The following is a 19,882-nucleotide window of genomic DNA, read 5'->3' as shown; positions in this document are numbered from 1 at the left end:
CGAAATAGTGGGAAGGTACACATTATGGAGGAAGGAAGAAGTAGCGTATTTGGAGCAGTATTGGGGGATTTATAGTATCAAGCATATGGCCAAAAAATTCGGACGTTCAGTTGATGCTGTTAAATTAAAAGCGCAACGTATTGGGTTAGGGGACGCTCGTTTACATTTTGAGGGCATTACTATTTTGCAACTTTCTGAGGCCATAGGTGTTGATTATAACTGTATAAAAAGCTGGGGCAAGCGCTTCGGTTTTCCTATAAAACTTAAGTTGTTTTCAACGGAGCAAAAAGTAAAAGTTGTATACTATCGTGATTTATGGAAGTGGTTAAAAACACATAAACACGTGGTGGATTTTTCTAGAATCGAACCAGGTATTTTCGGTCCTGAGCCTGATTGGATGAAAGAAAAACGTAATGCGGATCTAGTGGCCAAAAAGAAACGTGGGAAGCCGTGGAGTGAAGACGATGATTTGTTGCTTAAAAGCTTAGTAAATGCATACCGCTATACTTATCCGGAAATCGCAGCACGTTTACAACGTACCGAGGGTTCTGTGAAACGAAGATTAATGGAACTAAAGATTAAAGCTAGACCTGTACGTATAGGTAACCATACAAAATATACACTGCAAGAAGTAAAACAAATTGTGGATTTATATGATCGAGGGTACAGCATAGATGTCATTGCAGAGAGATTAGGGAAAAGTGCATTAGGTGTTCGTGGAAAGATGGAAAGAATGGGGTATCGGTTTAAAGGGGGCGTTCCGATAGTATCTAAAGATGTTGTGATTTGACGTGATTTTTGTGTAGTAAAGGGATTTAGTAATGAGGAGGAAGCTAGAACAAAATAAACGAACTAGCTTCACTTCAAATATACATTCAAGACGTGGAAAGAATTGTTTTTAAAATAACTAATACGTGATGATTTTAAAAGGGAATTGTTTCTCGAGCCTCATGGACTTTATCAGGTAGTGGAATGACGGAATTAAATTTGTTATATAGCTTTACTTGAAAAGAAAAGTTTTTTCTAGAAGTAGTTATTTCTAATGTATTTTCACCGAAATTCAAATCACTGATATCACTGGCATGAAAGAATAAATGCCCCCTTAAGGAAGTGTATGGAGGAATATCAATAATAGGTTGTAGCCATTTATCGCTTATTTGAAATTCAAGCTTTCTCTCATCACCATCATAAAATTCTATATTATTATGTATTTGTTTTGCAGATTTTGTAGTAACAGGATATTCGGTTCCAGGTTTACTGTAAGAATTGAATTTAAATCTATTATTTAATTTAAATTCAATTATAGAGATTGGTAAAGCACTTTTGTTAGTAATAATAACATCCATAATGACTCTAAAATCACTCTGCCAATATACATCAGGTGTTTCGAAGTCGGTTCTGTCAGGTTTTATGATGTGGGCTGAAATGCCCTTTGGTTGAATGCATTCAATCTTGGCGCGGTTTCTCCAGAAATTTGCAAATGTAATAAAAAAAGTTGCTAAAGAAATAAAAAATGCTGCGATTGGAATTATGTTAGATTTTAAAAATTCAATCATAAGTACCTCCTTTTATTATCATTATACGATATGTATATTGAAGAGACAATTAACCTATTAAAAAACCTTATTTGGGTGAAAGGTGAGATAAAAATGTCCTTACTGGGGAGTTTGAAAAAAATCCAAGAAAAAGCCATTGATGAAAAAGTATTGGAATTTGCAGACGAAATGGAAGGTGCGATAACTGAAAGTGCTGCAAAGGGGTATTCAGGCTATAAGTATCAAATTCGTTATGATAATCCAGATAAGCATATGATGCTTACGGAAATTTTTATAGAAAAGTTACAAGAATTGATGGACGGTGTGAAAGTTGAATTTAAGGAAGAAGAAAAGAAGGGCCTTTTTGGATCCTACTATGAACACTACATTCATTTTAGCTGGATGGGTTAGATTTTTATAAATTTTATTTGATTAAGAAGCAAGGAGGAACCTTAAGTGAACAAAACAGAAGCCAATAAACATTTCCCACTATGGAAAGTCGAATTAGGTGAGTATGTGTATGGAAGAGACTCAGGTGCTCCGTGGTCAGATCCGGAGAATGATATCCGAAAAAGCGGATCCATAAAATACTATTCCAAAGCAGATGTTGATAGTGAATGGAAGCTGGAGTATTCAGAGGGAATGGGGACATTTGATTATGCTCTACACAAATCTGCAATCACATTAGGTGAGTTACAAATGCGTTATGGAATGGAACCAAAAGAAAACACGTCGATGTTTGAGTATAACGATAAGATGTTCATTTTTGAATATTGGTGCGCTAATCAGAAGTGTGTATGTGGTACGGCTATCGATGAGTATTACAACGATTACGAAGAGGATAACACTGTAAAAGCAGACATTATTAAATCTACAGTGTTCTTCTATGATAAAGATTGTCTAGTTATGAAGAATGGAAAGTTCTATCTTAACGGGAAAATGGTAGGTACGAAAGAAGAAATAAAGGAAAAACACGGTATTGAGTATTACCAAGCAGAGATGATGTATCCAGAGGATATAAGGGAGAAATTCTGTGAGTTATTTCCTGAAGCTACCTCGTATTACTCTTGGTCAGCCACGGGATACTTGAATAGGTTAGATAAAAAATAAAAGAGCAGCTAGCAAAAACTAACTGCTCAATTAGAGAGAAATACAGTCATGGATGAAAATCTTGATGTACAAATAGTGTATCCATAATTTGATATTTTATTCGAAAGAAGAGGGAGAATAATGAAACCAGTAAAAGCAAAATGTGAAGTGTGTGAGCACGTGTTTCGTGTCCAAATGCTCACAGCACGATTACCGAACCGTGTGGACAAGCATTACTTCATTTGTCCGAGCTGTAAAACGGAGTTTGTAAGTTATTATTCGAACCGCGAAATGAGACAGCTGCAGAAAGAAATTTCGAAATTATACAACGGTTTCCGTAAATGTTATACGAAGGAACAAGCAAAAGTGATTCAGGCGAAGATCGATAAAAAAGATTTAGAGTTTAAGTGGTTACGAGATAAATTGCGAACGGAAATTGAAAATAATTTACCAAACTAAAGGGGGACAACGTTATATGAGTATACCGAAACAATTGATGATTGGTAGTGTTCCGTATGATGTAGAAGTGGTAAACGGCTGGATTGATGAAAGGGAAAATGGCGAAGTAAGGATTGCTGAAGTAATGTATCACGAACAACATATCAAGATTTCGGATAACGTAACAAAGCATGAAGGAAAAATGAAAAACGTACTTCATGAAGCGATTCACGCAATGCTGTATGAATACGGATTGGATCGTTTAAATAAAGAAGCTAATGTCAATGCGTTAACTACAGTCTTTTTCGATTTTATTGAAAATAACATCCGTGGTGGTATCTCCAGCTTTGTAGGGTATGAATATCTAGTGCTTACATCTTCTGAAAAGAAAGTAGAGAAAGAGGATAATCTATCATTTATTAATACAGCAGCTGAACTTGTAGAGACGATTAATAAACATGCACCCAAAGTGGACGTATCAACGCTAGGGTCTGCAATGGCACAAGCAGAGGTTCATAAAACTATTGATTTTCAAGCAGTTAAGCCTGAGCAAATTCGTGATGTTATTAAAGACACCGTGAAAAATCGAAGTCGTAAACTACCAATCGTAGACGTCAATCGTGGCTCGTTCCCTATGGAAGACGTCGTTAAGATTACTAAGCAAAAAGATAGATCTGGTACATCAGATCCAGTGAAAGAAAAAGAAGAGGTGAATCCAATCCATTGGAAAACAGGTATTAAGTATGACGATGAGAGTACACCGAGATATCGTACACGCTATGAGTGCTGCATGTGTGGGAATCGCGGAAATCAATATGAGTATGAGGGGAATAAATTTACGAAATGCCACAATTGCAATGCGAAACTAAAGATAGTACCAGCTACGAAAAAAGGACTTCCTGAACGTGATTCATTCGGTAATTTTTACGTAGCTAATGATGAATACAGCGTCATTTTGGAAGGAGAATGAATATGAAGAATGTACCTACAAAAAACTTAAGTGAAGAGCTGGAAACACGTGATGGTGTTACGTCAGTACAGGTGAGTCCTCATGAAAAAATTGAAGTAGCTGGTATTACGGTTGAGGGTCCAGCAGTGATTCTGATTAATAAAGATTAGGGGGATTGGATGGAACTTATATACGAATATCCGATTTGGACAACGTGGTTTATCTGTGTAATATTTTTCGGTTTAGCAAGCGTTATTGAAACAATTAAGAAGTAAGGGGGCGGAAATATGAGAGCTATATTGAAAACAATTGATGGATCGGAGCACTGCATAGAAGAAGCGGATTTTATTTTGGAGGGTTACAACAAAATATCGGGAGCGTTGTTTGCAGAAGGAAACACGATAGACATTACTGATGACGAAAGACGTATTAAAGGAATTGTAAATATGAATTATGTTGCGGCTATTAAGTTTGAATATTGACAAAAGAAAAGGAGCTGAAGAGAAATGAAATCAACAGGTATCATTCGTAACATCGACCCACTAGGACGAATCGTAGTTCCAATGGAATTACGTCGTACATTAGATATTCAGGAAAAGGATCCAATGGAGATTTTCGTAGATGGTGAATCTATTATTCTACAAAAATATAATCCAAATGGTTCTTGCCAAATTACAGGTGAAGTTTCTGACCAAAATATCGAATTAGCTGGCGGGAAACTCGTACTGAGTCCCGAGGGAATCGACCAAGTTTTAGCGGAAATCGAATCACATTTGAAGGGGCGATAAAATGAGCGAACCGAATAAGCAATATACAAATATCGAACTGGAAATGATTTTGGATAACTTCGTAAAGGCGTTACCGGTGCAAATACGAATGCAGCGTGAGATGTCTAAATTACTTAAAGCGCGTTTTGATGCACTTGTTTCAGTAGGTTTTACGGAGCAACAAGCACTGGAAATCGTAAAGTCACGAGGTATAGAGTGAAAGGTTCGGAAGCAATTTTACGAGCGATGCACCAGGTAGGAGGAGAAATCCCGGCTACGCAGTTTGATACGTGGCTGGGACAACTCTCTCAGTTAGGACTACTGGAGCAGGTCACGAAAGATGATAAGCATGTTTATTATTACCGGCTTACGGATAACGCGAGACAGTTTTTAGCGAAGAAGGGTGTGAAGTGAGTATACTAATTGTTATTTGTATACGATGTCTCTACTATCATCGTTAATATCAAGTTTGTATTCATTACCTAATTCATCACGAAAGAATGTATCGGCTACTGTTCTACCATTCAATGTTGTTAAGTAAATACAGTAAAGTCTCTGGTTAATTCCTTGATAAGTCTCAGCTTCATACTTGAAGATGTTATGGCAAAGTTCTGCGATTTTTCTTGGAGCGCTGGATTCTTCTAATGCTATACCTTCTAGGATTCCTGCGATTTTTTGTTTTACGTTTTTTCTAATCAAGGGATTGGCACCAATTAATTCAATATTTTTAACTTCTCTATAGTCGGTATAGCTGCTAAACAGTTCACGATCTACACCTGAATTTACATGTAAACTATACTCATTCTTAACAGGGTCAAACTCCCCGATAAGAATATGTCCTAATGGTTCTGGAAAATCTCGTTCAACAAGGTGGTAATTATTAACTTGTTTATATAAGCCTTCAATACAAAAACGTACATTTTCATTTGTTAAACGTTTTTTGTCATATAAAGTCTGTCGTAATACTTGCGCGGTATGATATGTAGTTTCGAATCCGGAAGAACCTAAAAGCACGTTAGGTGTAATAACAGTTATTTTACGCGTATTCTCATTGTGGACGAAAAATTTATTCTCCAGTGTACGAGTATCACTCATCATTAGGATTCCGTTAGGTAATATAATGCCTGCAATTAAAGTCATCTGTTCCTCTCCATTCAAATTTTATTTATAAGCCTATATCTATATTATACCAGAAATAGAAAAAATGACTGTGGAGAGGAGCTTTGTAATTGTGTGTAGATAGCGTCAACAAGTTGTTTTTGAATTTAATAGGTCAATCGTTAAAGCAAGCAAAAAAAGCACTCTCCATCTCTGCGACGTCATTAAATCTTTCATCCAGAACTGAGTGAGTTCCTTTGTTATAGAATGCATCGAAACGATCATTAATATAAGCTCCTGTAGTTTCTCTACCAGTGAGGATAGTGTATAACAAGCGTGTTAATGCGTACACTTCATCACGAACTCCATAGGTAGCAAAACCACGTGAATGTAGGTTTGGATCATTTAAACTACCTCGTACTTCAGTGTTTTGTTGTGTAAATTCGCTTTGTTCTAGTTTAAGTAAACCGAAATCTGATAACTTAACCATTTTGCTATCTTCATAGTGCTTTATTAGAATGTTGGAAGTACTGATATCTCTATGGTAAACCTTTTTACTATGGATGTATTTGAAAGCTTTAAATATCTGTTTGATAATATAAAACTTACTAGAAAGGCTTGAGTTATTAGGGTCTTTTAAGAAATCATTAAGTGTTTCATCGGCATACTCCATGATGTATTGACGCTGATTTTCATCAAACCTGTAAACTTCAAGTATGAAGGGAGAATTTAACTTTTTCATTTCATTAAATTCGGTAACAAAGCGCGTATAATCACGTTTTGATATATCATCAAATGCTTTCTTAACGGCAAAAGTACGGTTGTAATATGGATCTTCGTATTTATAGACACTAGCGTAAGAGCCGTTTCCGATTTTTTAAGTTTATAAGAGTCTATAGAATTTGGTCTATCTATTTTAATTGTAGACTCCAATATGAAAATGGGATAGAATTCTTCGATTTCAATTTCATCGAAAAGTTCTGGAATCTCGCTACCTCTAACTTCCAGGAATTTTTTGCATTCAGTAAATAATCGACTGTAATAAGTTGCTAAATTAAATTGATATTCTGTATTGTGTAATTTCGTTTGATAATTACTGATTCTGCGTATTAGTTCAAGTAAATATCGACTGTCATCTGCCTTGAAATATCCATGAGGAATTCTAGTGTTTAAGTGGCTGAATATCTGGTTAAGTTCATAGTGGAGTGCAGAGAAAATTTGCTGTAATGGAAAGTCTATATTCTGATAAAGTTCATAATAAGTATTAATTTCATAATGGCTAAAGCGCGTTTGAATTACTTGAAGTTCTCGGTTTAAATAGTTGGTTAGTGCTTCTTGATTAGGTACCATGTTTACTCCTTTTTATATTCTTAATTTTAACTACTATAATATCAAAAAAATAGGATGTTGGCGAGCTAGATATTAAATGTCATAACGTATTAAGATAAAATTTTTTGAAAGAAAGCGGGTATAAAATGACTGAAGAAAACCGTAACTTACAAATCGATGGTGTAGACGTTCCGTTTTACGATGGATATGTGACGGTACAAGAAGGAGTTGTTACGGGCAAGCTCACCTGGAGTCTCCATGTTGTGGATTATGCGATAAGTGCTTTATCGGTTGGTAAATTACAGGATATTAATACGTTGATTAGAATGCATTATATTGCTTACTTCTAAATTAGAATTATATAATATTATTCATACGTATTTTTTGTTTAATAAAATTCTATTGAGGTGTAAGTATGTCATATTGTTATGAAATAAAAGATGTATTTAAAGACATGGATGAAGAAAAGAAAGGTATTTTTCTCACTTATTTATCTAAAGGTTTGGAAGAAAATGTGTTAGAAAAGAGAAGTAGTGGATCGTATACAGCTAAGAACAAGGAGGTTAGTTTTGCTTTAGAAGGTGAGTTTATGGGTAGAGACATCATTGAGTTGAATATTAAAGATGATAAAATAATAACCTTAATTTTCAACTCTTATTGGAAAGAAGGGGTTCTTGATTTTATAGAAGTATCCAGTGAAATGCCATTAGATGATTGGAAAGAATTTATAAATGATAAAATCACAAAAGCATTCGCAGCGGCTTTTGCACAAAAGATGGAAACATTTTTCTTTAGGCATGAATTTTACTACATCGGTGAAAAGTTGGATGGTGATTACTTTATAAATGGTTGGAGGATATCCCCTGGCACACCTGAATGTTCTTATTTGGGTGCTGAAAGTATGCTGTATTTTGATATGAAGATAGAAGGTATTAACAGAACGCATGCACTAACTAAATATGAGATTAGATGCAATGAAATTATGGCAATTTTATCCGTGGTTCTAGATAGAGGGTTTTATAAAAATAACTCTATTGAATATAGATGGGGAATTAGTGACGGGAAATCAAATTTATTTTTATTAGGCTACAAAGGGGAGGAGAAATATCCAACTGAAATGCCTAAGAAAGATAAAAAAAAATTAGGGACATATGTTGAACCAACTGAAAATGGTAGTGTAAGTTATAGCTTTAGTACAATGAAGCTACCTCAAAATATAAGAAAGTTATTCCGAGCTTATGAAAGTTTAGAATATGATGAAAAAACGGCTTTCATCAATGCAGCAAGGATGTATCAGTTGGCCTTATCGTTAGGGAAAAATAATGTAACAGTGAGTTCGTCTTATAGGATAGCAGCTCTCGATGCATTATCAAAGCCATTAAGAGAGGATTTCAAAAATAAAAATGCAATTATGTTATTGGTTCAAAAATATTGCCCTGGTAACGAGATTAAAATAGGAAGATTATACGACAGCATACGGTCCGCACATTTTCATCAAGGAGTTTTTAGGGAAAGCGACATAAATGGTTTTGAAAGGAATTTATTTTTGGGTCCTCAAGGATTATTTAGATATGAATCAGATTGGCTTATCAGAGATATTACAAGAACTGTTTTAGTCAAGTGGTTGACAGAAAAGATTCCTAACGATTGAATTCATCATTTGAAAATAGAGTTGTAATAAAAGTGGTAGGGAGGTTTTATTAGGCTCTAGATTTTAAGAAGAATCAGAATAACAATGGCTTGTTTCGAGATTCGGAGATTCACAGCTGTTTACACGAAAATTAAAATATATAGGTCTTATTCCTATTTACAAGCCTTATTTGGCATAAGTTAAGCACTTGGGTACTAGAGGGTAATATCATGTCACTATAAATGAATTTAAGGGAGTGACTACCTGTGTTTGTTAATTACTGGAATCCTTATCAAGACATGAAGTATCTGAATGCGAGTCCACGTTTGGATTTTAATTATCAAAACTATCCAGTTGAAACGTTAAATCATACTTGGAATTATGATGTTGCCTCGGATTATAACCAAAAACAATATCAGGATATACAACTATCTGCACCTCCATATAGAGCTACCACTAGGGATATTAATTTATACTCTAACTCGGCCTATAGAAACGATCTTGGAAATGGTTTTATGTCTTTTGAATGGCGTGGGGAAGCCGCTAATAATAATGAATTCCTGAGAGCTTCTTTAAAAACACCAGGAATGAAAGTTATTAGTGGAGGATGGGCTCCTTCAGGCTTTAACCCCTTGTATGCATTAGAAAGTTTTCCAAATAAAACAGATGAATGGGTAATTACAGTGCATAATCAGCAGACTGAAGGAGAACCAAGGGCAATTAGATTTTTTGTGATCGCAAAAGCCTAGATTCTATTTAATTTTGCATTTACACGAAAATAAAAATATATAAAAGAAAAGTTTTTAGGAGGGGGTCTAATACACTACAGTACTTAAAAAAGAAAAACAAAATAAAAAAGAACCCCCCTTAAAAAAATATAGCTTATATATATATAATATAAATATAAAACTAATAATTATATATTATATATATAGTATTATTTATTAATAGTTATATAGTATGTAATACTATTAATGGTTTAAGGTTTTTGTTTTAAGGGGTTTGATTTTCTGAGTCAGGAGGTTCGGAGATGACCAGAATTGATGGCTATGTTTCAAAGAAGACAATACGACTGTGGCTGGAGAATTACGAATCACTGGCTGTAGGTGATCGGTTCCCTGATGCGCCGCCTAGCTTTACGGGTCCTAATGCACAGGATGGGAAAAGTGATGGACGATTGAATAAGATTGTACTGGATCAGGCCATTAAACAATTACCGAAGAACATGCGGTATATTGTTATAGCGCGGTACGTGGTGAAGATTCCAAGGAAACGAATACTGCATAAGCTGAACATACACGCCAATGAATATTATAAGTACTGTGATAAAGCTGTAGATACACTCTATCGGATTATCAATGGAGATATGGTTGGCATGAACCAGCTAATAAAAAAAGTTGAACAGGACTTGACAAAGTAGGGTTTTTCTAGGTACAATTTATGCTAGGATAGGTATTCTGTGTACATATCCTCCATATATTCATAATGTCAAAAGCCAGGAACCACGTCATAGGTATCCTGGCTTTTTCTATGCCCGTTGGATTAGACTGACTGTGGCGTATATAGTAGGTAGAAACTGAGGTGACTACTGTAGTGGTTATCTAACTATCGGCAACACAAAAGGTGAAACCGATAGGTGTTTTTATCAGCCGAGCTCGCTGAGGGAGAAGGGCCTTTGAAACTCAGGGGGTCATAATCATTCATATCGGTTTCATAACTTAAAGGTTTTGACACTTTGTTATAGGTGTGATAGTATCAAGGTATCAAATGGTGTCATAACTTAGTGTCATTAGTTAAGGCCGAAATGGAGCTGATATGAATGAAGTACGGATATGCAAGGGTAAGTACGATTCACCAGGACTTAGAGGCACAGATTCAAACACTGGAGAAGGAAAGCTGTAGTATAATTTATTCAGAGAAGTTCACTGGTACAAAAGCTGATCGTCCTAAGTTTAAGGAACTACTTTCGATACTAGAGTCAGGAGACACATTGGTAGTTACAAAGCTGGATCGCTTTGCTCGTTCGACAGTTGATGCTATACAGACAGTAAGAGAGTTGTTTGAAAAAGGTGTGAAGGTACATGTATTGAACATGGGACTGATAGAGGATACGCCGACAGGTCGCTTAGTATTCAATGTCATGAGTGCGTTCGCAGAGTTTGAACGTGACATGATTGTTGAGCGGACACAAGAAGGTAAAGCAATTGCTAAGCAGCGTGAAGATTTTAGAGAAGGTAGACCGAAGAAGTTTAACAAGAAACAAATTGAGCATGCATTAGGCTTATTAGATAAGCATTCATATACGCAAGTAGAAGAAATGACTGGAATTAGTAAAAGTACATTAATACGGGCAAAAAAGAAAAAAGAGTCGGAAAAATAATTCCGGCTTTTTCTTTTTGGTCACAGAAAATTCAATCCCCCGGGGGAGGACAATTTTGATTAAGGGCTGGCAGGCGATCGTAACGTTCCGGCAGAATTTTTAAACTCGGGGGGTAAAATATGAATGGTATACGTATTCTTTCTAAAATCTTATTTACTTGATATGGAAAACCGGGTGTATAATTACCTACAAATGAGAATACATTTCTTCTATAAAACTTCAAAAAGGGTGATTATTTTGGGAAGTACAGCTAGGTCAATGCGATGGTTTATTGCACAACGATCTTCACAAAATTCAGGATGGTATAATATGGGGTGGTCAGGTGTGATAAATGACTATTCAGTAGTTCATATTTCTGCTGGAGAAGCGCGTCTGGTTAATGATCTTCATGGTACAAATCCAGGAAACGATTTATATGCGATACATCATTACAAAGGAAATAATCCTCCGTTTGCGAAAGTTTATGTAAAGAATGTTTGTCCTCATTCTGATGCTGGCGGTGGAGTTAACTTTTGGTTAGAAATAGAATCATCCCAACCTATAGATATTGTTGTAGATATTACTGTTTTTGACGCACCGGATCCAGATCACTTTGTGATTACTAAAAGCTAATAAATTAAGTATTTTACCAAAATACAATTTGTGTATAGTAAGTAACAATGGAATATAGGAGTTAAGTTTAAATTTCAAGGCAATCGATACTAAATCGGTTGCCTTTTTCTATTTCACGAAGAAAGGGGAGCAGCGAATCAATGGCTAAGTTAGACGAATTAAAGCAGAAACTCACGGCTAAACAAATTCAAGCAGCGTATTTACTTGTGGAAAACGAGTTGATGGAATCGAATAACGAAGAAAAAAGGACGCAAGATGAAATGGCTAACGAGCTAGGCATAAACCGTACGACGCTTTGGGAGTGGCGAACTAAGAATCAAGACTTTATTGCATTCAAGAGCGAAGTGGCTGACAGTTTCCTTGCAGAGAAGCGCGAGCAAGTGTACAGCAAGCTAATGCAATTAATTTTGGGACCGCAACCGAGTGTAAAAGCGATGCAATTGTACATGCAGCGTTTCGGTTTACTGACTGACAAGAAAGTAATCGAGGGTGATCTAGGAAATGCGACTCGTACTAATGCCGAAATCGAAGAACAGCTTGAGAAATTAAAAAAATTAACAGGCGAATAAAAGGAGGACGGGCTACATGGCATATATAGACGGTAAATGGTTAGCCCGTCAAGAACGTCAGGAGCGTATCAATCTTGTAGCAGAAAGGGCAAAGAAATTACAGGAGTTGTACGAAACTGGCGAGGCTACAGAATATTACATGGATACACTACTTGCTGACATCGATGAGCTAGAAAAGTTAAAAAGGGTGCACCGCGGGGAACATGACATGCTGTATTTCATGTATGAGTATTTCTCTGAAGAAGGGAATCCCGGTAATCCGGATAACTTAATTCCAGCTGGAGTAACGATGGATGACGCTGCAGAATTTCACCAAACGTTATGTGGGCTATTAGATGACATCACAACAGGTAGGGAGAAAAAGAAAAAAGTAGCCTGGAGTGTAGGACGTGGCCACGCGAAAACAGCTTATCTGAGTAATGGTTATTTGTGTCATCAAGTCGTGTATCGATTAAAGCAGTACATTGTTTTGATTTCTGAGACATCCGATGTAGCTGGTGACTTTATATCATGGGCGCGTGATCAGTTAAAGTACAACGAGAAATTACGTGAAGACTTCGGCATTTTGCTTCATGAACAAAAGAGCCGAAATGAAGTAGATAACGATAAAGAATTCGTGACTTTAACGAACACGAAAGTCGAAGCAAAAGGTATTGGGACTCAGGTACGTGGATTACGTCACGGTTCAAAAAGGGTTCAGCTTTATATTCTGGATGATTTGGAGAGTAAAGAAAATACCGCGACGGTTGATTTGATTGCAAAAAACAAACGCTGGTTCAAGGAAGAGTTGCTACCAGGTTTGAGTCGTCAAGAAGGTGCTTGTATTTACATGGGTACCATCGTTTGTTATGACAGTTTATTGCATCACGTGATTAAAAACCGGCGTGATTTCGTATCAAGATCGTTCCCAGCAATTCTAAATTGGTCAGAGCGTGAAGACTTATGGCAAGAATGGCGTGAGATTCGTCAGATTGATGATTCAGACTCGGCAGATCGTGCTCGTGAATTTTATGAGCAGAACAAAGAAGAAATGCTCCGGGGTACAAAAACATTATGGCCGTCACATTTCCCTTACATCGATTTGATGGAAATTAGGGAAGATGACGGAACAAAAGCGTTTAATCAGGAGTACTTATGCAACCCGACTGATGAGGAAAGACAGATATTTAAACCTAAATATTTTACGTACTGTACTGAAAGTGATCTAAAAGATAAACAACTTTTGTATTACGGTGCAGTCGATTTTGCAATGGGAAAAGAAAAAGGTGACTATAGCGTAGTAGTTACACTTGCAAAAAACGTGGAAACAGGTACTTGTTACGTTATTGATATTTTTATGGAGCGTGTTCATCCGAATACGTTACTAGAAAAGGCTGTGGAATACACGCTGGAATATCAATACGAAGCACTTGCGGTAGAGGCGCAACAAGCTCAGGAATGGTTTGCGGAGAAGGTTGGAGAGGCATTGCAGAAAAAAGGATATCCATCATCGACTCGCTTAAAACAAATTAAGCAACGTACACGAAAAGCACTACGTATTGAGTCGTTATTACCTGATATACAAAGCGGGAAATTACGTTTTATGAAACATTTACGTGCTTTATTGGAGCAATTTGAAATGTATCCGATGCATCCACACGATGATGGTCCGGATGCGGTTCAAATGGCTTTTTCTATTGCCTATAAACGTGCAAGACGTAAAGCGGGAACTACAGGGAATTCAAGATATTAAGAAGGGAGGGGCTTGAATGAGAGTACAAGGTGATCGTAATTTTATGAATCCAGTAGAAATAATAATGCCAGTTCGTACCGCGCTTGGTGATTCTGAGTGGACAAGAATGATGGCCGAGGTACGTTTGTATGAGCGATATGACGGTGATTTAAATGTTTGGTCTGATTACAAAAAGCCTGACAATCTAGATTATGAGCCTACGAAAATACAACTTGATTATCCGCAAAAAATTGTAAACATGATTGCGGCATGGCAATTTGAAAAAGAACCGAAAGTAACAGTTCCTCCTGATGTAATAGATGACCCGGCACTTATGATTCAATCAGGTTATGAACCTAGTGAAGAACAGCAAGCCGAAAATAGTAGAGCAAAAGCAAAAGAGCGGTTATTGACATGGGTTTGGGACGACAACCGAATGCATGAGAAGTTACTTGCAGCGGCAAAAGATCGTGCTATTTCCAAAACTGGTGTGTATGCCCGTCTTCACTATGATAAACGGCGTGGTGAATTTAAGGTTATTTGGCATCCATCGACGGAAGTTATTGCGAAGTATAGCGAATGGGATATAGATCAGTTGGAAGAGGTTCATTTTATCGCGTGGCTCGACGAAGAGCAAACGAAAATGTGGAAGTTATCGTATTACTTAGTTTGGCATGAAGAGACTGGTGAGTACGACTGCGAAATCGAAGAGGCTGTATACAACGGTGATTTAGAACAACAAGAAGAACGGGTTAAACGTTCATCTATGGGAATTGATTTTATTCCCGTTGTACCAGTACCGACTGAAAAACTAAGTAAACGTACTACGGGTTATAGTGAACTTGAAAAAACAATAAAGTTGTCTGAGGAAATTGATAAAAAAATGTCAGATTACTCGGATGCATTACGTTTTGAAATGTTTGCTATTACCTTGCTAACGAACGTAGATGAGGATCCGAAGAATCCACTACAAGTTGCACCAGGTGCGAAATGGGATTTAGGTGACGGCGCTGAAGATGCGGGTGAGCCTAGCGCTAAAAAGTTGGAAAGTGGATTCCGATTTAAAGAAACGATTGAAGCGTATCTGGATCGATTACAAAAACGCCTACATGAAAAAGCAGAAGTGCCAATGGTGAATACCGCTGATATGAATACAGGCGGTATAAATGACATGGCCGTACAGCTTTTATTCAGTAACATTATTTCGAAAACGCAACGCTCATGGGTAATATGGCAGTCACGCCTACAAACCTTAAATGAATATATTTTGCGTTATATGAAAGCAAGGCAGGATGACCCAAAATTCAAATACGATAAAGAAATGTTAGCTAAGGTAGATAACTATTATGCTAGCAAGATTATTTTCGGTTTACCTTTACCTCAAGATCAAAAAGCACTTATTGAACAGCTTGGTGATGAAATTTCTAATGAAATCGAATCAATTAAAGGTGCAATCACAAGAAGTGGTAAAGAAAATGCGGAGCAGAAATTCATGGAGATTATGCAAGAACGGATGTTGAAACGACAGTCTCAGGATCCGTATAACGAAAAGTAACACTTGCCTTACGAAATGGCGCTATAAACTTTCGGAAATTATAGCCGACAGGCTGAAAATGGAGGATTTGCAAATGGAATACGCAAAACAAGCTACAGCATTAAGGTACTTTGTAGAAATAGTGCAAAAGACACCTAAGTTCCCACTTCGATTGGACCTTCAATTTTTCTCAGATGGTGGTTCTGGCGATGATCCAAACCAAAAACCTGGAGGTACAGATGACCCACCAAAAACTTTTACGCAAGAGGAGCTAGATGAAATCGTTAAGAAACGCTTAGAACGTGAGCGTAACAAGTCAGCAGAGCAATACGGTGACTACGACGATGTAAAAGCGAAATTAGCAGCATTCGAAAAAGCTGAAGAAGAGCGTAAAAAGCAAGAAATGACGGAGATTGAGCGTTTACAAGCTGAGAAAGAAGAAGCAGATAAAAAAGCACAGGAAGCTTCCGAAGCAGCACAAAAGGCACAAGAAAAAGCAAATACTCGTATTCTAAATACAGAAATCAAGAGTATTGCACGTGCTCTAGATGCGAATGATCCAGGGGATGTATTGGCTCTATTAGATAAGTCGTCCATTACGCTCGACGAGGACGGGAATTATCAGGGAGTTGAAGAGGCTGTAAATGCGCTAAAAGAAAGTAAACCTTGGATGTTTAAGAAAGTTGTGGGGGCAGATGCAGCTGGTGGCGCGAATCCAGGAACAAATCCGAGAGTGAATGAAATTCTTGCTTTAGAAAAAGAGCTGGAAGAAGCAAAAACAAAAGCATTAAAAGACTCAAAGTTTGCGGGAGAAGTAACACGTATTTATAACAAGTTACTAGAAGCAAAAGCAAAGAAATAATCAGTCGTTGGCAAAAAGTCAGCGGTTTTTTTAATTTGAAAAATTTGAGGGGGCTACAAATATGCCAGTACCAACTACGTACGAATTTCAACAACAAGTAAGACAAATGCAAGCGAATGTAGATTTAATTTTAACGAAAGCACCTGTTCTTTTCGGATTAATTGGAGTAGGAGACAGGTTAACACAAACGAAATTTGAATGGCAAAATGATTACTTAAACTCAGATACGGGTATTGTGAAAACTGCAGCAGCTGTTGGTGCTACAGACCTGGTTTTAGAAAAAGGTGAAGCTCGTAAATTCACTGAAAATGCACTTGTACAAAACGGTTTGGAAGTGCTACGTGTAGTAAGTGTTGACGAAAACGCGGATAAAATTACGGTTCAACGTGGTTATGACGGTACAACAGCTGAAGCAATTACAGCTGGCGGAGAATTGAAAGTTATTGCAAGACCGCGACCAGAGGGTGAGGATGCTTTCCGTAAGAATGAAATTAACGACCGTCTGGTGTCACATAACTTCTCGCAAATCTTTTCAAGATACGCATCTGTTTCACGTACACAACAACAAGTGAACACATACGGCGTAACAAACGAATTAGATTATCAAGTAAACTTGCGTTTACAAGAGATGATTCGTGAAGCTAACACTTCTCTAATCTATGGCCGTAGATATGCAGGCACTCCAGCACAACCACGTACTACAGGTGGTTTATTCGCATTTGCGGGTTCTGAAGGTTCTCATAAGCAAGACTTTAAAGGGAACGAAATTGCTGCAAAACCTTTAAACGATGCTGTAGAACAAGTATTTACGCGAGGCGGTTCAGCAAATACAATCTTATGTGGACCAAATATCGCACGACAAATTACAAAGCTTGGTGGCGATACAATTCGTACTACACGCCAAGACACTACGGCAGGTTACCAAATCTTATCGTTTGTATCTGATTTACCAGGTGGGGCGATTTCTAATGTGGTAGTGGATTTAAATATGCCTAAAGATCGTGCATTACTTCTTGATACAGAAAAAGTTAAGGCTCGTTACTTAACTCCGATTTATGATCAAGATGCTACACAACCAGGCGGGGACTACTTCTCCCGTGTCATTCGTGGGGAATTTGGTTATGAAATTAAAAACGCGAAAGAATCTATCGCTGTTCTTGAAAATATTTCTAAAACAATGGCTTAAAAGGTAGCATTTCAGCTACCTTTTTTTCATTTTGAAAGGAGTTTTAAATATGCCTATTTCTGAAAATCAGGCGCAACGGTTAAACAAATCAATGCCAATTGCGAATGAGGTTAAATTAGGTACAGCTATTAAAGAACTACAAGAAAAAACAGCTCAACTACCTAAAAAGGCTGACAAACAGGCGGACAGTACTGCAAGCGATGTGGCGGGTGTTGTAAAAGACCTAAATGCACTGATTGCGAAGTTAAAAGCTGCAGGAATCATGAGCTCTTAATAAATTTACAGTGACGGAGGTGACGCCAAATGAAGGTGTCGGAAAGGCTGGAGATTCGGTTAGCAAGAGTTCCAAAAGTAACTCCGGAAGACATCGGAAATTGGCTAGCTGAAGCCGAAATGGAGTCAGAGTTAACTGAAGAAGTAAATGCAAATGCTGTCTTTTATCTTGCACTATCATTTGCTTATGAATCGATCGCAGCAGACGCAGCACGTTATTTTTCTTATACAGATGGCGAGGAGTCGGTTGATAAATCGATGGTCTTTGCAAACTATAAGAAATTATCAGCAGATGCACTTAAAAAGTACAGGAAATATAGACGGGGCAAAGGTACTCATCAAACATTTGCTAAGCGAGCAGACGGGAGATGATTACATGAGCGATTCTCAACAAGAAATGGATGCCGCACTTGATGACATTTCTGAAGAATTTAAGGAAGAGCACGAAAAACAAGTTTCTGATACTGTTAAGGCCATTATCTTAATACGCTTGTTTTTGGTTGACTTGCTGAATGATTATCAAAAGGATGGAATTGTGAAGCGTGGTAGGTTAAACGCGTTATTACGGGACCTGACTTTATACGAAAATGAATTTCGTAAACAAGCGGAGCAGTCATTCCGTAGATTAATTGAAAACACGTCGAAATGGACCACATCAAAATTATCAGAAGCAGGTTTAGACGTGAAATCTATAACCGCAGTAAATAAGAAAATTATTCAAGAGGTTTTAAAAAGACCTGGAGAAGACGGTTTAATTCTTTCGGATCGTGTATGGAATTTATCTGGAGATATGAGGGATCGGTTGAGTAGCGTAATTCGTCCAGCAGTATTAAAAGGCGAAAGTATCAATATGATTTCTCAAAAGATTAAAGAAGTACATGATAATGAGAAATGGAAAATTGAGCGTGTGGCTATTTCCGAAAGTACTAATACGTACCGAGCAGCTACTATACAGAATGGATTAGAAAGTGAAATTGTGGCAGGTTATCAAATTATAGATAATGGCCACCGGCACCGATACCATTCAAAGCACATGTGTTACAAGCTGGCAAGACGCGATGCGTATGGTTTAGGCGCTGGAAAGTACCCGAAAAACATTCCAGAAACCCTTATGAATCAATTAGTAAGCCCACATCCACAATGTTCTTCTCGACTGACTTATTTAATAAGCGAGGAGGTGTAGCATTTGCTTACCGAAGATGATATTAAAGAGATTCGCGAAAATCGTGAAATGATTGAGCAAGGACGTAAGGAACCGGTGATTTTATACTATAAAGGTTTTTTGGAAAAGGATCCGATTACAGGAGAAGAAATACAAGGTTTACCTCGAAAAGAAACCGTTCAAGTAGTATGGAAGAAAATCACGTTAGTCGAAAAAACAAAGTTTGATACTCTTGATGTTACTAACGGAGAAGCACTTGTTACGTTTCATTTAAGTACAGACCTGGAGAACATAGAAAAAATTGAAAGACGCGGTGTTTTTTACGTTATCAAACTCATCGATGAAAGAGGGCTAGGTGGTGTAAATCGTAGAGAGGTAATTGTAAAGAGGGTGATTTGATGAAGATTAGAGTTGTTGTTAAGGGGCAAGCGGCTGTATTAAAAGCACATAATCCAAATAGGTACAAAAAGCCAATTGAACAAACAGTGGAAAAACATACACGTCTACAAGCTAATCAAGCATCTAATCGTGCTCCGATATTATTTGGTCCTTTATCGCAAAGTATCCCTGCAAGTGTGAAGATGGTAGTAGGAGCAAAGATTATCGGAACATATGGATCCCCACTTATTTACGCGGCAGTACAAGAATTTACGCACAAAACTAAAAAAGGTTTTATGCGTAAGACAGCTTTTGAAGGTGAGAAACCGTTTGTTGAAGATATAAACAAAACTGTTCAACGTGTAGCGAAGGGGCATTAG

At 37.2% G+C, this 19,882-nt stretch carries 29 protein-coding genes; 26 read left to right on the top strand and 3 right to left on the bottom strand.

What is annotated here, in order from left to right:
* Positions 1–7 precede the first annotated feature (7 nt).
* The gene (locus EGX95_RS12775) at positions 8–790 is read left to right on the top strand and encodes a helix-turn-helix domain-containing protein (protein WP_192957648.1); all 783 of its coding nucleotides are present in this window, start codon (positions 8–10) and stop codon (positions 788–790) included.
* Positions 791–923: 133 nt separating this feature from the next.
* On the opposite strand, the gene EGX95_RS12770 is transcribed toward EGX95_RS12775, so the two are convergent.
* Complete coding sequence (locus EGX95_RS12770) at positions 924–1,556, bottom strand: hypothetical protein (protein ID WP_123805592.1); 633 nt, start codon at positions 1,554–1,556, stop codon at positions 924–926.
* A gap of 93 nt (positions 1,557–1,649) precedes the next feature.
* Here EGX95_RS12770 and EGX95_RS12765 point away from each other — a divergent pair, with 93 nt between their 5' ends.
* The 9 genes from EGX95_RS12765 (at position 1,650) to EGX95_RS12725 (ending at position 5,192) form a co-directional block, all read left to right on the top strand.
* Complete coding sequence (locus tag EGX95_RS12765) at positions 1,650–1,946, top strand: hypothetical protein (protein WP_042512759.1); 297 nt, start codon at positions 1,650–1,652, stop codon at positions 1,944–1,946.
* A 45-nt stretch (positions 1,947–1,991) separates the two neighbouring features.
* Positions 1,992–2,645, top strand: coding sequence for a hypothetical protein (locus EGX95_RS12760; RefSeq protein WP_123805590.1), 654 nt, complete (start codon positions 1,992–1,994; stop codon positions 2,643–2,645).
* Between the two features lie 120 nt (positions 2,646–2,765).
* The gene (locus EGX95_RS12755; RefSeq protein WP_123805589.1) at positions 2,766–3,083 is read left to right on the top strand and encodes a transglycosylase; all 318 of its coding nucleotides are present in this window, start codon (positions 2,766–2,768) and stop codon (positions 3,081–3,083) included.
* Between the two features lie 16 nt (positions 3,084–3,099).
* Positions 3,100–4,032: a hypothetical protein gene (locus tag EGX95_RS12750; RefSeq protein WP_123805587.1), complete on the top strand. Its 933-nt coding sequence runs from the start codon at positions 3,100–3,102 to the stop codon at positions 4,030–4,032.
* Positions 4,029–4,181, top strand: a complete 153-nt coding sequence (locus EGX95_RS12745; protein ID WP_192957647.1) for a BC1881 family protein — start codon at positions 4,029–4,031, stop codon at positions 4,179–4,181. The genes EGX95_RS12750 and EGX95_RS12745 overlap by 4 nt, the downstream gene beginning before the upstream one ends.
* Before the next feature lie 117 nt (positions 4,182–4,298).
* Complete coding sequence (locus EGX95_RS12740; RefSeq protein ID WP_192957646.1) at positions 4,299–4,493, top strand: hypothetical protein; 195 nt, start codon at positions 4,299–4,301, stop codon at positions 4,491–4,493.
* Positions 4,494–4,517: 24 nt separating this feature from the next.
* Complete coding sequence (locus tag EGX95_RS12735) at positions 4,518–4,799, top strand: AbrB/MazE/SpoVT family DNA-binding domain-containing protein (RefSeq protein WP_123805584.1); 282 nt, start codon at positions 4,518–4,520, stop codon at positions 4,797–4,799.
* A 1-nt stretch (position 4,800) separates the two neighbouring features.
* Positions 4,801–4,998, top strand: coding sequence for a hypothetical protein (locus EGX95_RS12730; protein WP_123805582.1), 198 nt, complete (start codon positions 4,801–4,803; stop codon positions 4,996–4,998).
* A gap of 26 nt (positions 4,999–5,024) precedes the next feature.
* Positions 5,025–5,192 (top strand): hypothetical protein, encoded by a 168-nt coding sequence (locus tag EGX95_RS12725; protein WP_072192613.1) that lies wholly within the window; start codon positions 5,025–5,027, stop codon positions 5,190–5,192.
* A 12-nt stretch (positions 5,193–5,204) separates the two neighbouring features.
* Here EGX95_RS12725 and EGX95_RS12720 read toward each other — a convergent pair whose 3' ends face one another.
* Positions 5,205–5,918 (bottom strand): Ntn hydrolase family protein, encoded by a 714-nt coding sequence (locus EGX95_RS12720; protein ID WP_123805580.1) that lies wholly within the window; start codon positions 5,916–5,918, stop codon positions 5,205–5,207.
* Between the two features lie 133 nt (positions 5,919–6,051).
* The gene (locus tag EGX95_RS12715; RefSeq protein WP_123805578.1) at positions 6,052–6,750 is read right to left on the bottom strand and encodes a protein kinase family protein; all 699 of its coding nucleotides are present in this window, start codon (positions 6,748–6,750) and stop codon (positions 6,052–6,054) included.
* 580 nt (positions 6,751–7,330) lie between these two features.
* Between EGX95_RS12715 and EGX95_RS12710 the strand changes: the two genes are divergently transcribed.
* The 16 genes from EGX95_RS12710 to EGX95_RS12635 all read left to right on the top strand — a co-directional run bounded on the left by EGX95_RS12710 (position 7,331) and on the right by EGX95_RS12635 (position 19,882).
* Complete coding sequence (locus EGX95_RS12710; RefSeq protein WP_123805576.1) at positions 7,331–7,555, top strand: hypothetical protein; 225 nt, start codon at positions 7,331–7,333, stop codon at positions 7,553–7,555.
* 104 nt (positions 7,556–7,659) lie between these two features.
* Positions 7,660–8,856 (top strand): hypothetical protein, encoded by a 1,197-nt coding sequence (locus tag EGX95_RS12705; protein WP_142995889.1) that lies wholly within the window; start codon positions 7,660–7,662, stop codon positions 8,854–8,856.
* Positions 8,857–9,101: 245 nt separating this feature from the next.
* Entirely contained in the window at positions 9,102–9,584 is a 483-nt protein-coding gene (locus EGX95_RS12700) for a hypothetical protein (RefSeq protein WP_123805572.1), read from the top strand.
* 281 nt (positions 9,585–9,865) lie between these two features.
* Positions 9,866–10,255: a hypothetical protein gene (locus EGX95_RS12695; protein ID WP_042512746.1), complete on the top strand. Its 390-nt coding sequence runs from the start codon at positions 9,866–9,868 to the stop codon at positions 10,253–10,255.
* A gap of 399 nt (positions 10,256–10,654) precedes the next feature.
* Positions 10,655–11,215: a recombinase family protein gene (locus EGX95_RS12690; RefSeq protein ID WP_123805570.1), complete on the top strand. Its 561-nt coding sequence runs from the start codon at positions 10,655–10,657 to the stop codon at positions 11,213–11,215.
* A gap of 123 nt (positions 11,216–11,338) precedes the next feature.
* Positions 11,339–11,827 (top strand): hypothetical protein, encoded by a 489-nt coding sequence (locus tag EGX95_RS12685; RefSeq protein ID WP_123805567.1) that lies wholly within the window; start codon positions 11,339–11,341, stop codon positions 11,825–11,827.
* A 140-nt stretch (positions 11,828–11,967) separates the two neighbouring features.
* Positions 11,968–12,396, top strand: a complete 429-nt coding sequence (locus EGX95_RS12680) for a phBC6A51 family helix-turn-helix protein (protein WP_001086031.1) — start codon at positions 11,968–11,970, stop codon at positions 12,394–12,396.
* Positions 12,397–12,412: 16 nt separating this feature from the next.
* A complete protein-coding gene (gene terL, locus EGX95_RS12675) occupies positions 12,413–14,128 on the top strand; it encodes a phage terminase large subunit (protein WP_123805565.1) in 1,716 nt (571 codons plus the stop codon).
* 16 nt (positions 14,129–14,144) lie between these two features.
* A complete protein-coding gene (locus EGX95_RS12670) occupies positions 14,145–15,662 on the top strand; it encodes a phage portal protein (protein WP_123805563.1) in 1,518 nt (505 codons plus the stop codon).
* 73 nt (positions 15,663–15,735) lie between these two features.
* Complete coding sequence (locus tag EGX95_RS12665; RefSeq protein ID WP_226812337.1) at positions 15,736–16,503, top strand: phage scaffolding protein; 768 nt, start codon at positions 15,736–15,738, stop codon at positions 16,501–16,503.
* 61 nt (positions 16,504–16,564) lie between these two features.
* Positions 16,565–17,689 carry an SU10 major capsid protein gene (locus EGX95_RS12660; protein WP_123805559.1) on the top strand — a complete coding sequence of 375 codons (1,125 nt, stop codon included), beginning with the start codon at positions 16,565–16,567 and terminating at the stop codon, positions 17,687–17,689.
* A gap of 49 nt (positions 17,690–17,738) precedes the next feature.
* Positions 17,739–17,963, top strand: coding sequence for a head fiber protein (locus tag EGX95_RS12655; protein WP_123805557.1), 225 nt, complete (start codon positions 17,739–17,741; stop codon positions 17,961–17,963).
* Positions 17,964–17,992: 29 nt separating this feature from the next.
* Entirely contained in the window at positions 17,993–18,334 is a 342-nt protein-coding gene (locus tag EGX95_RS12650) for a hypothetical protein (RefSeq protein WP_123805555.1), read from the top strand.
* 4 nt (positions 18,335–18,338) lie between these two features.
* Positions 18,339–19,145: a hypothetical protein gene (locus EGX95_RS12645; protein ID WP_123805553.1), complete on the top strand. Its 807-nt coding sequence runs from the start codon at positions 18,339–18,341 to the stop codon at positions 19,143–19,145.
* 3 nt (positions 19,146–19,148) lie between these two features.
* A complete protein-coding gene (locus tag EGX95_RS12640; RefSeq protein ID WP_074544257.1) occupies positions 19,149–19,523 on the top strand; it encodes a hypothetical protein in 375 nt (124 codons plus the stop codon).
* The gene (locus EGX95_RS12635) at positions 19,523–19,882 is read left to right on the top strand and encodes a hypothetical protein (RefSeq protein WP_123805551.1); all 360 of its coding nucleotides are present in this window, start codon (positions 19,523–19,525) and stop codon (positions 19,880–19,882) included. Before EGX95_RS12640 ends, EGX95_RS12635 begins: the two co-directional genes overlap by 1 nt.

The sequence above is a fragment of the Bacillus sp. FDAARGOS_527 genome (assembly GCF_003812125.1).
Classification (GTDB): domain Bacteria; phylum Bacillota; class Bacilli; order Bacillales; family Bacillaceae_G; genus Bacillus_A; species Bacillus_A paranthracis.
Note: the sequence above shows the minus strand (reverse complement) of the source record. Positions and strands in the feature narration are given on the sequence as shown.

Bases quoted from the DNA above. Each gene is read 5' to 3' on its own strand.
- EGX95_RS12680 (WP_001086031.1), top strand. From the start codon at position 11,968: ATGGCTAAGTTAGACGAATTAAAGCAGAAACTCACGGCTAAACAAATT.
- EGX95_RS12770 (WP_123805592.1), bottom strand. From the start codon at position 1,556: ATGATTGAATTTTTAAAATCTAACATAATTCCAATCGCAGCATTTTTT.
- EGX95_RS12720 (WP_123805580.1), bottom strand. From the start codon at position 5,918: ATGACTTTAATTGCAGGCATTATATTACCTAACGGAATCCTAATGATG.
- EGX95_RS12705 (WP_142995889.1), top strand. From the start codon at position 7,660: ATGGATGAAGAAAAGAAAGGTATTTTTCTCACTTATTTATCTAAAGGT.
- EGX95_RS12685 (WP_123805567.1), top strand. From the start codon at position 11,339: ATGGTATACGTATTCTTTCTAAAATCTTATTTACTTGATATGGAAAAC.
- terL (WP_123805565.1), top strand. From the start codon at position 12,413: ATGGCATATATAGACGGTAAATGGTTAGCCCGTCAAGAACGTCAGGAG.
- EGX95_RS12650 (WP_123805555.1), top strand. From the start codon at position 17,993: ATGAAGGTGTCGGAAAGGCTGGAGATTCGGTTAGCAAGAGTTCCAAAA.
- EGX95_RS12660 (WP_123805559.1), top strand. From the start codon at position 16,565: ATGCCAGTACCAACTACGTACGAATTTCAACAACAAGTAAGACAAATG.
- EGX95_RS12695 (WP_042512746.1), top strand. From the start codon at position 9,866: ATGACCAGAATTGATGGCTATGTTTCAAAGAAGACAATACGACTGTGG.
- EGX95_RS12670 (WP_123805563.1), top strand. From the start codon at position 14,145: ATGAGAGTACAAGGTGATCGTAATTTTATGAATCCAGTAGAAATAATA.
- EGX95_RS12635 (WP_123805551.1), top strand. From the start codon at position 19,523: ATGAAGATTAGAGTTGTTGTTAAGGGGCAAGCGGCTGTATTAAAAGCA.
- EGX95_RS12750 (WP_123805587.1), top strand. From the start codon at position 3,100: ATGAGTATACCGAAACAATTGATGATTGGTAGTGTTCCGTATGATGTA.
- EGX95_RS12765 (WP_042512759.1), top strand. From the start codon at position 1,650: ATGTCCTTACTGGGGAGTTTGAAAAAAATCCAAGAAAAAGCCATTGAT.
- EGX95_RS12655 (WP_123805557.1), top strand. From the start codon at position 17,739: ATGCCTATTTCTGAAAATCAGGCGCAACGGTTAAACAAATCAATGCCA.
- EGX95_RS12755 (WP_123805589.1), top strand. From the start codon at position 2,766: ATGAAACCAGTAAAAGCAAAATGTGAAGTGTGTGAGCACGTGTTTCGT.
- EGX95_RS12730 (WP_123805582.1), top strand. From the start codon at position 4,801: ATGAGCGAACCGAATAAGCAATATACAAATATCGAACTGGAAATGATT.
- EGX95_RS12645 (WP_123805553.1), top strand. From the start codon at position 18,339: ATGAGCGATTCTCAACAAGAAATGGATGCCGCACTTGATGACATTTCT.
- EGX95_RS12740 (WP_192957646.1), top strand. From the start codon at position 4,299: ATGAGAGCTATATTGAAAACAATTGATGGATCGGAGCACTGCATAGAA.
- EGX95_RS12665 (WP_226812337.1), top strand. From the start codon at position 15,736: ATGGAATACGCAAAACAAGCTACAGCATTAAGGTACTTTGTAGAAATA.
- EGX95_RS12745 (WP_192957647.1), top strand. From the start codon at position 4,029: ATGAATATGAAGAATGTACCTACAAAAAACTTAAGTGAAGAGCTGGAA.
- EGX95_RS12690 (WP_123805570.1), top strand. From the start codon at position 10,655: ATGAAGTACGGATATGCAAGGGTAAGTACGATTCACCAGGACTTAGAG.
- EGX95_RS12725 (WP_072192613.1), top strand. From the start codon at position 5,025: ATGCACCAGGTAGGAGGAGAAATCCCGGCTACGCAGTTTGATACGTGG.
- EGX95_RS12735 (WP_123805584.1), top strand. From the start codon at position 4,518: ATGAAATCAACAGGTATCATTCGTAACATCGACCCACTAGGACGAATC.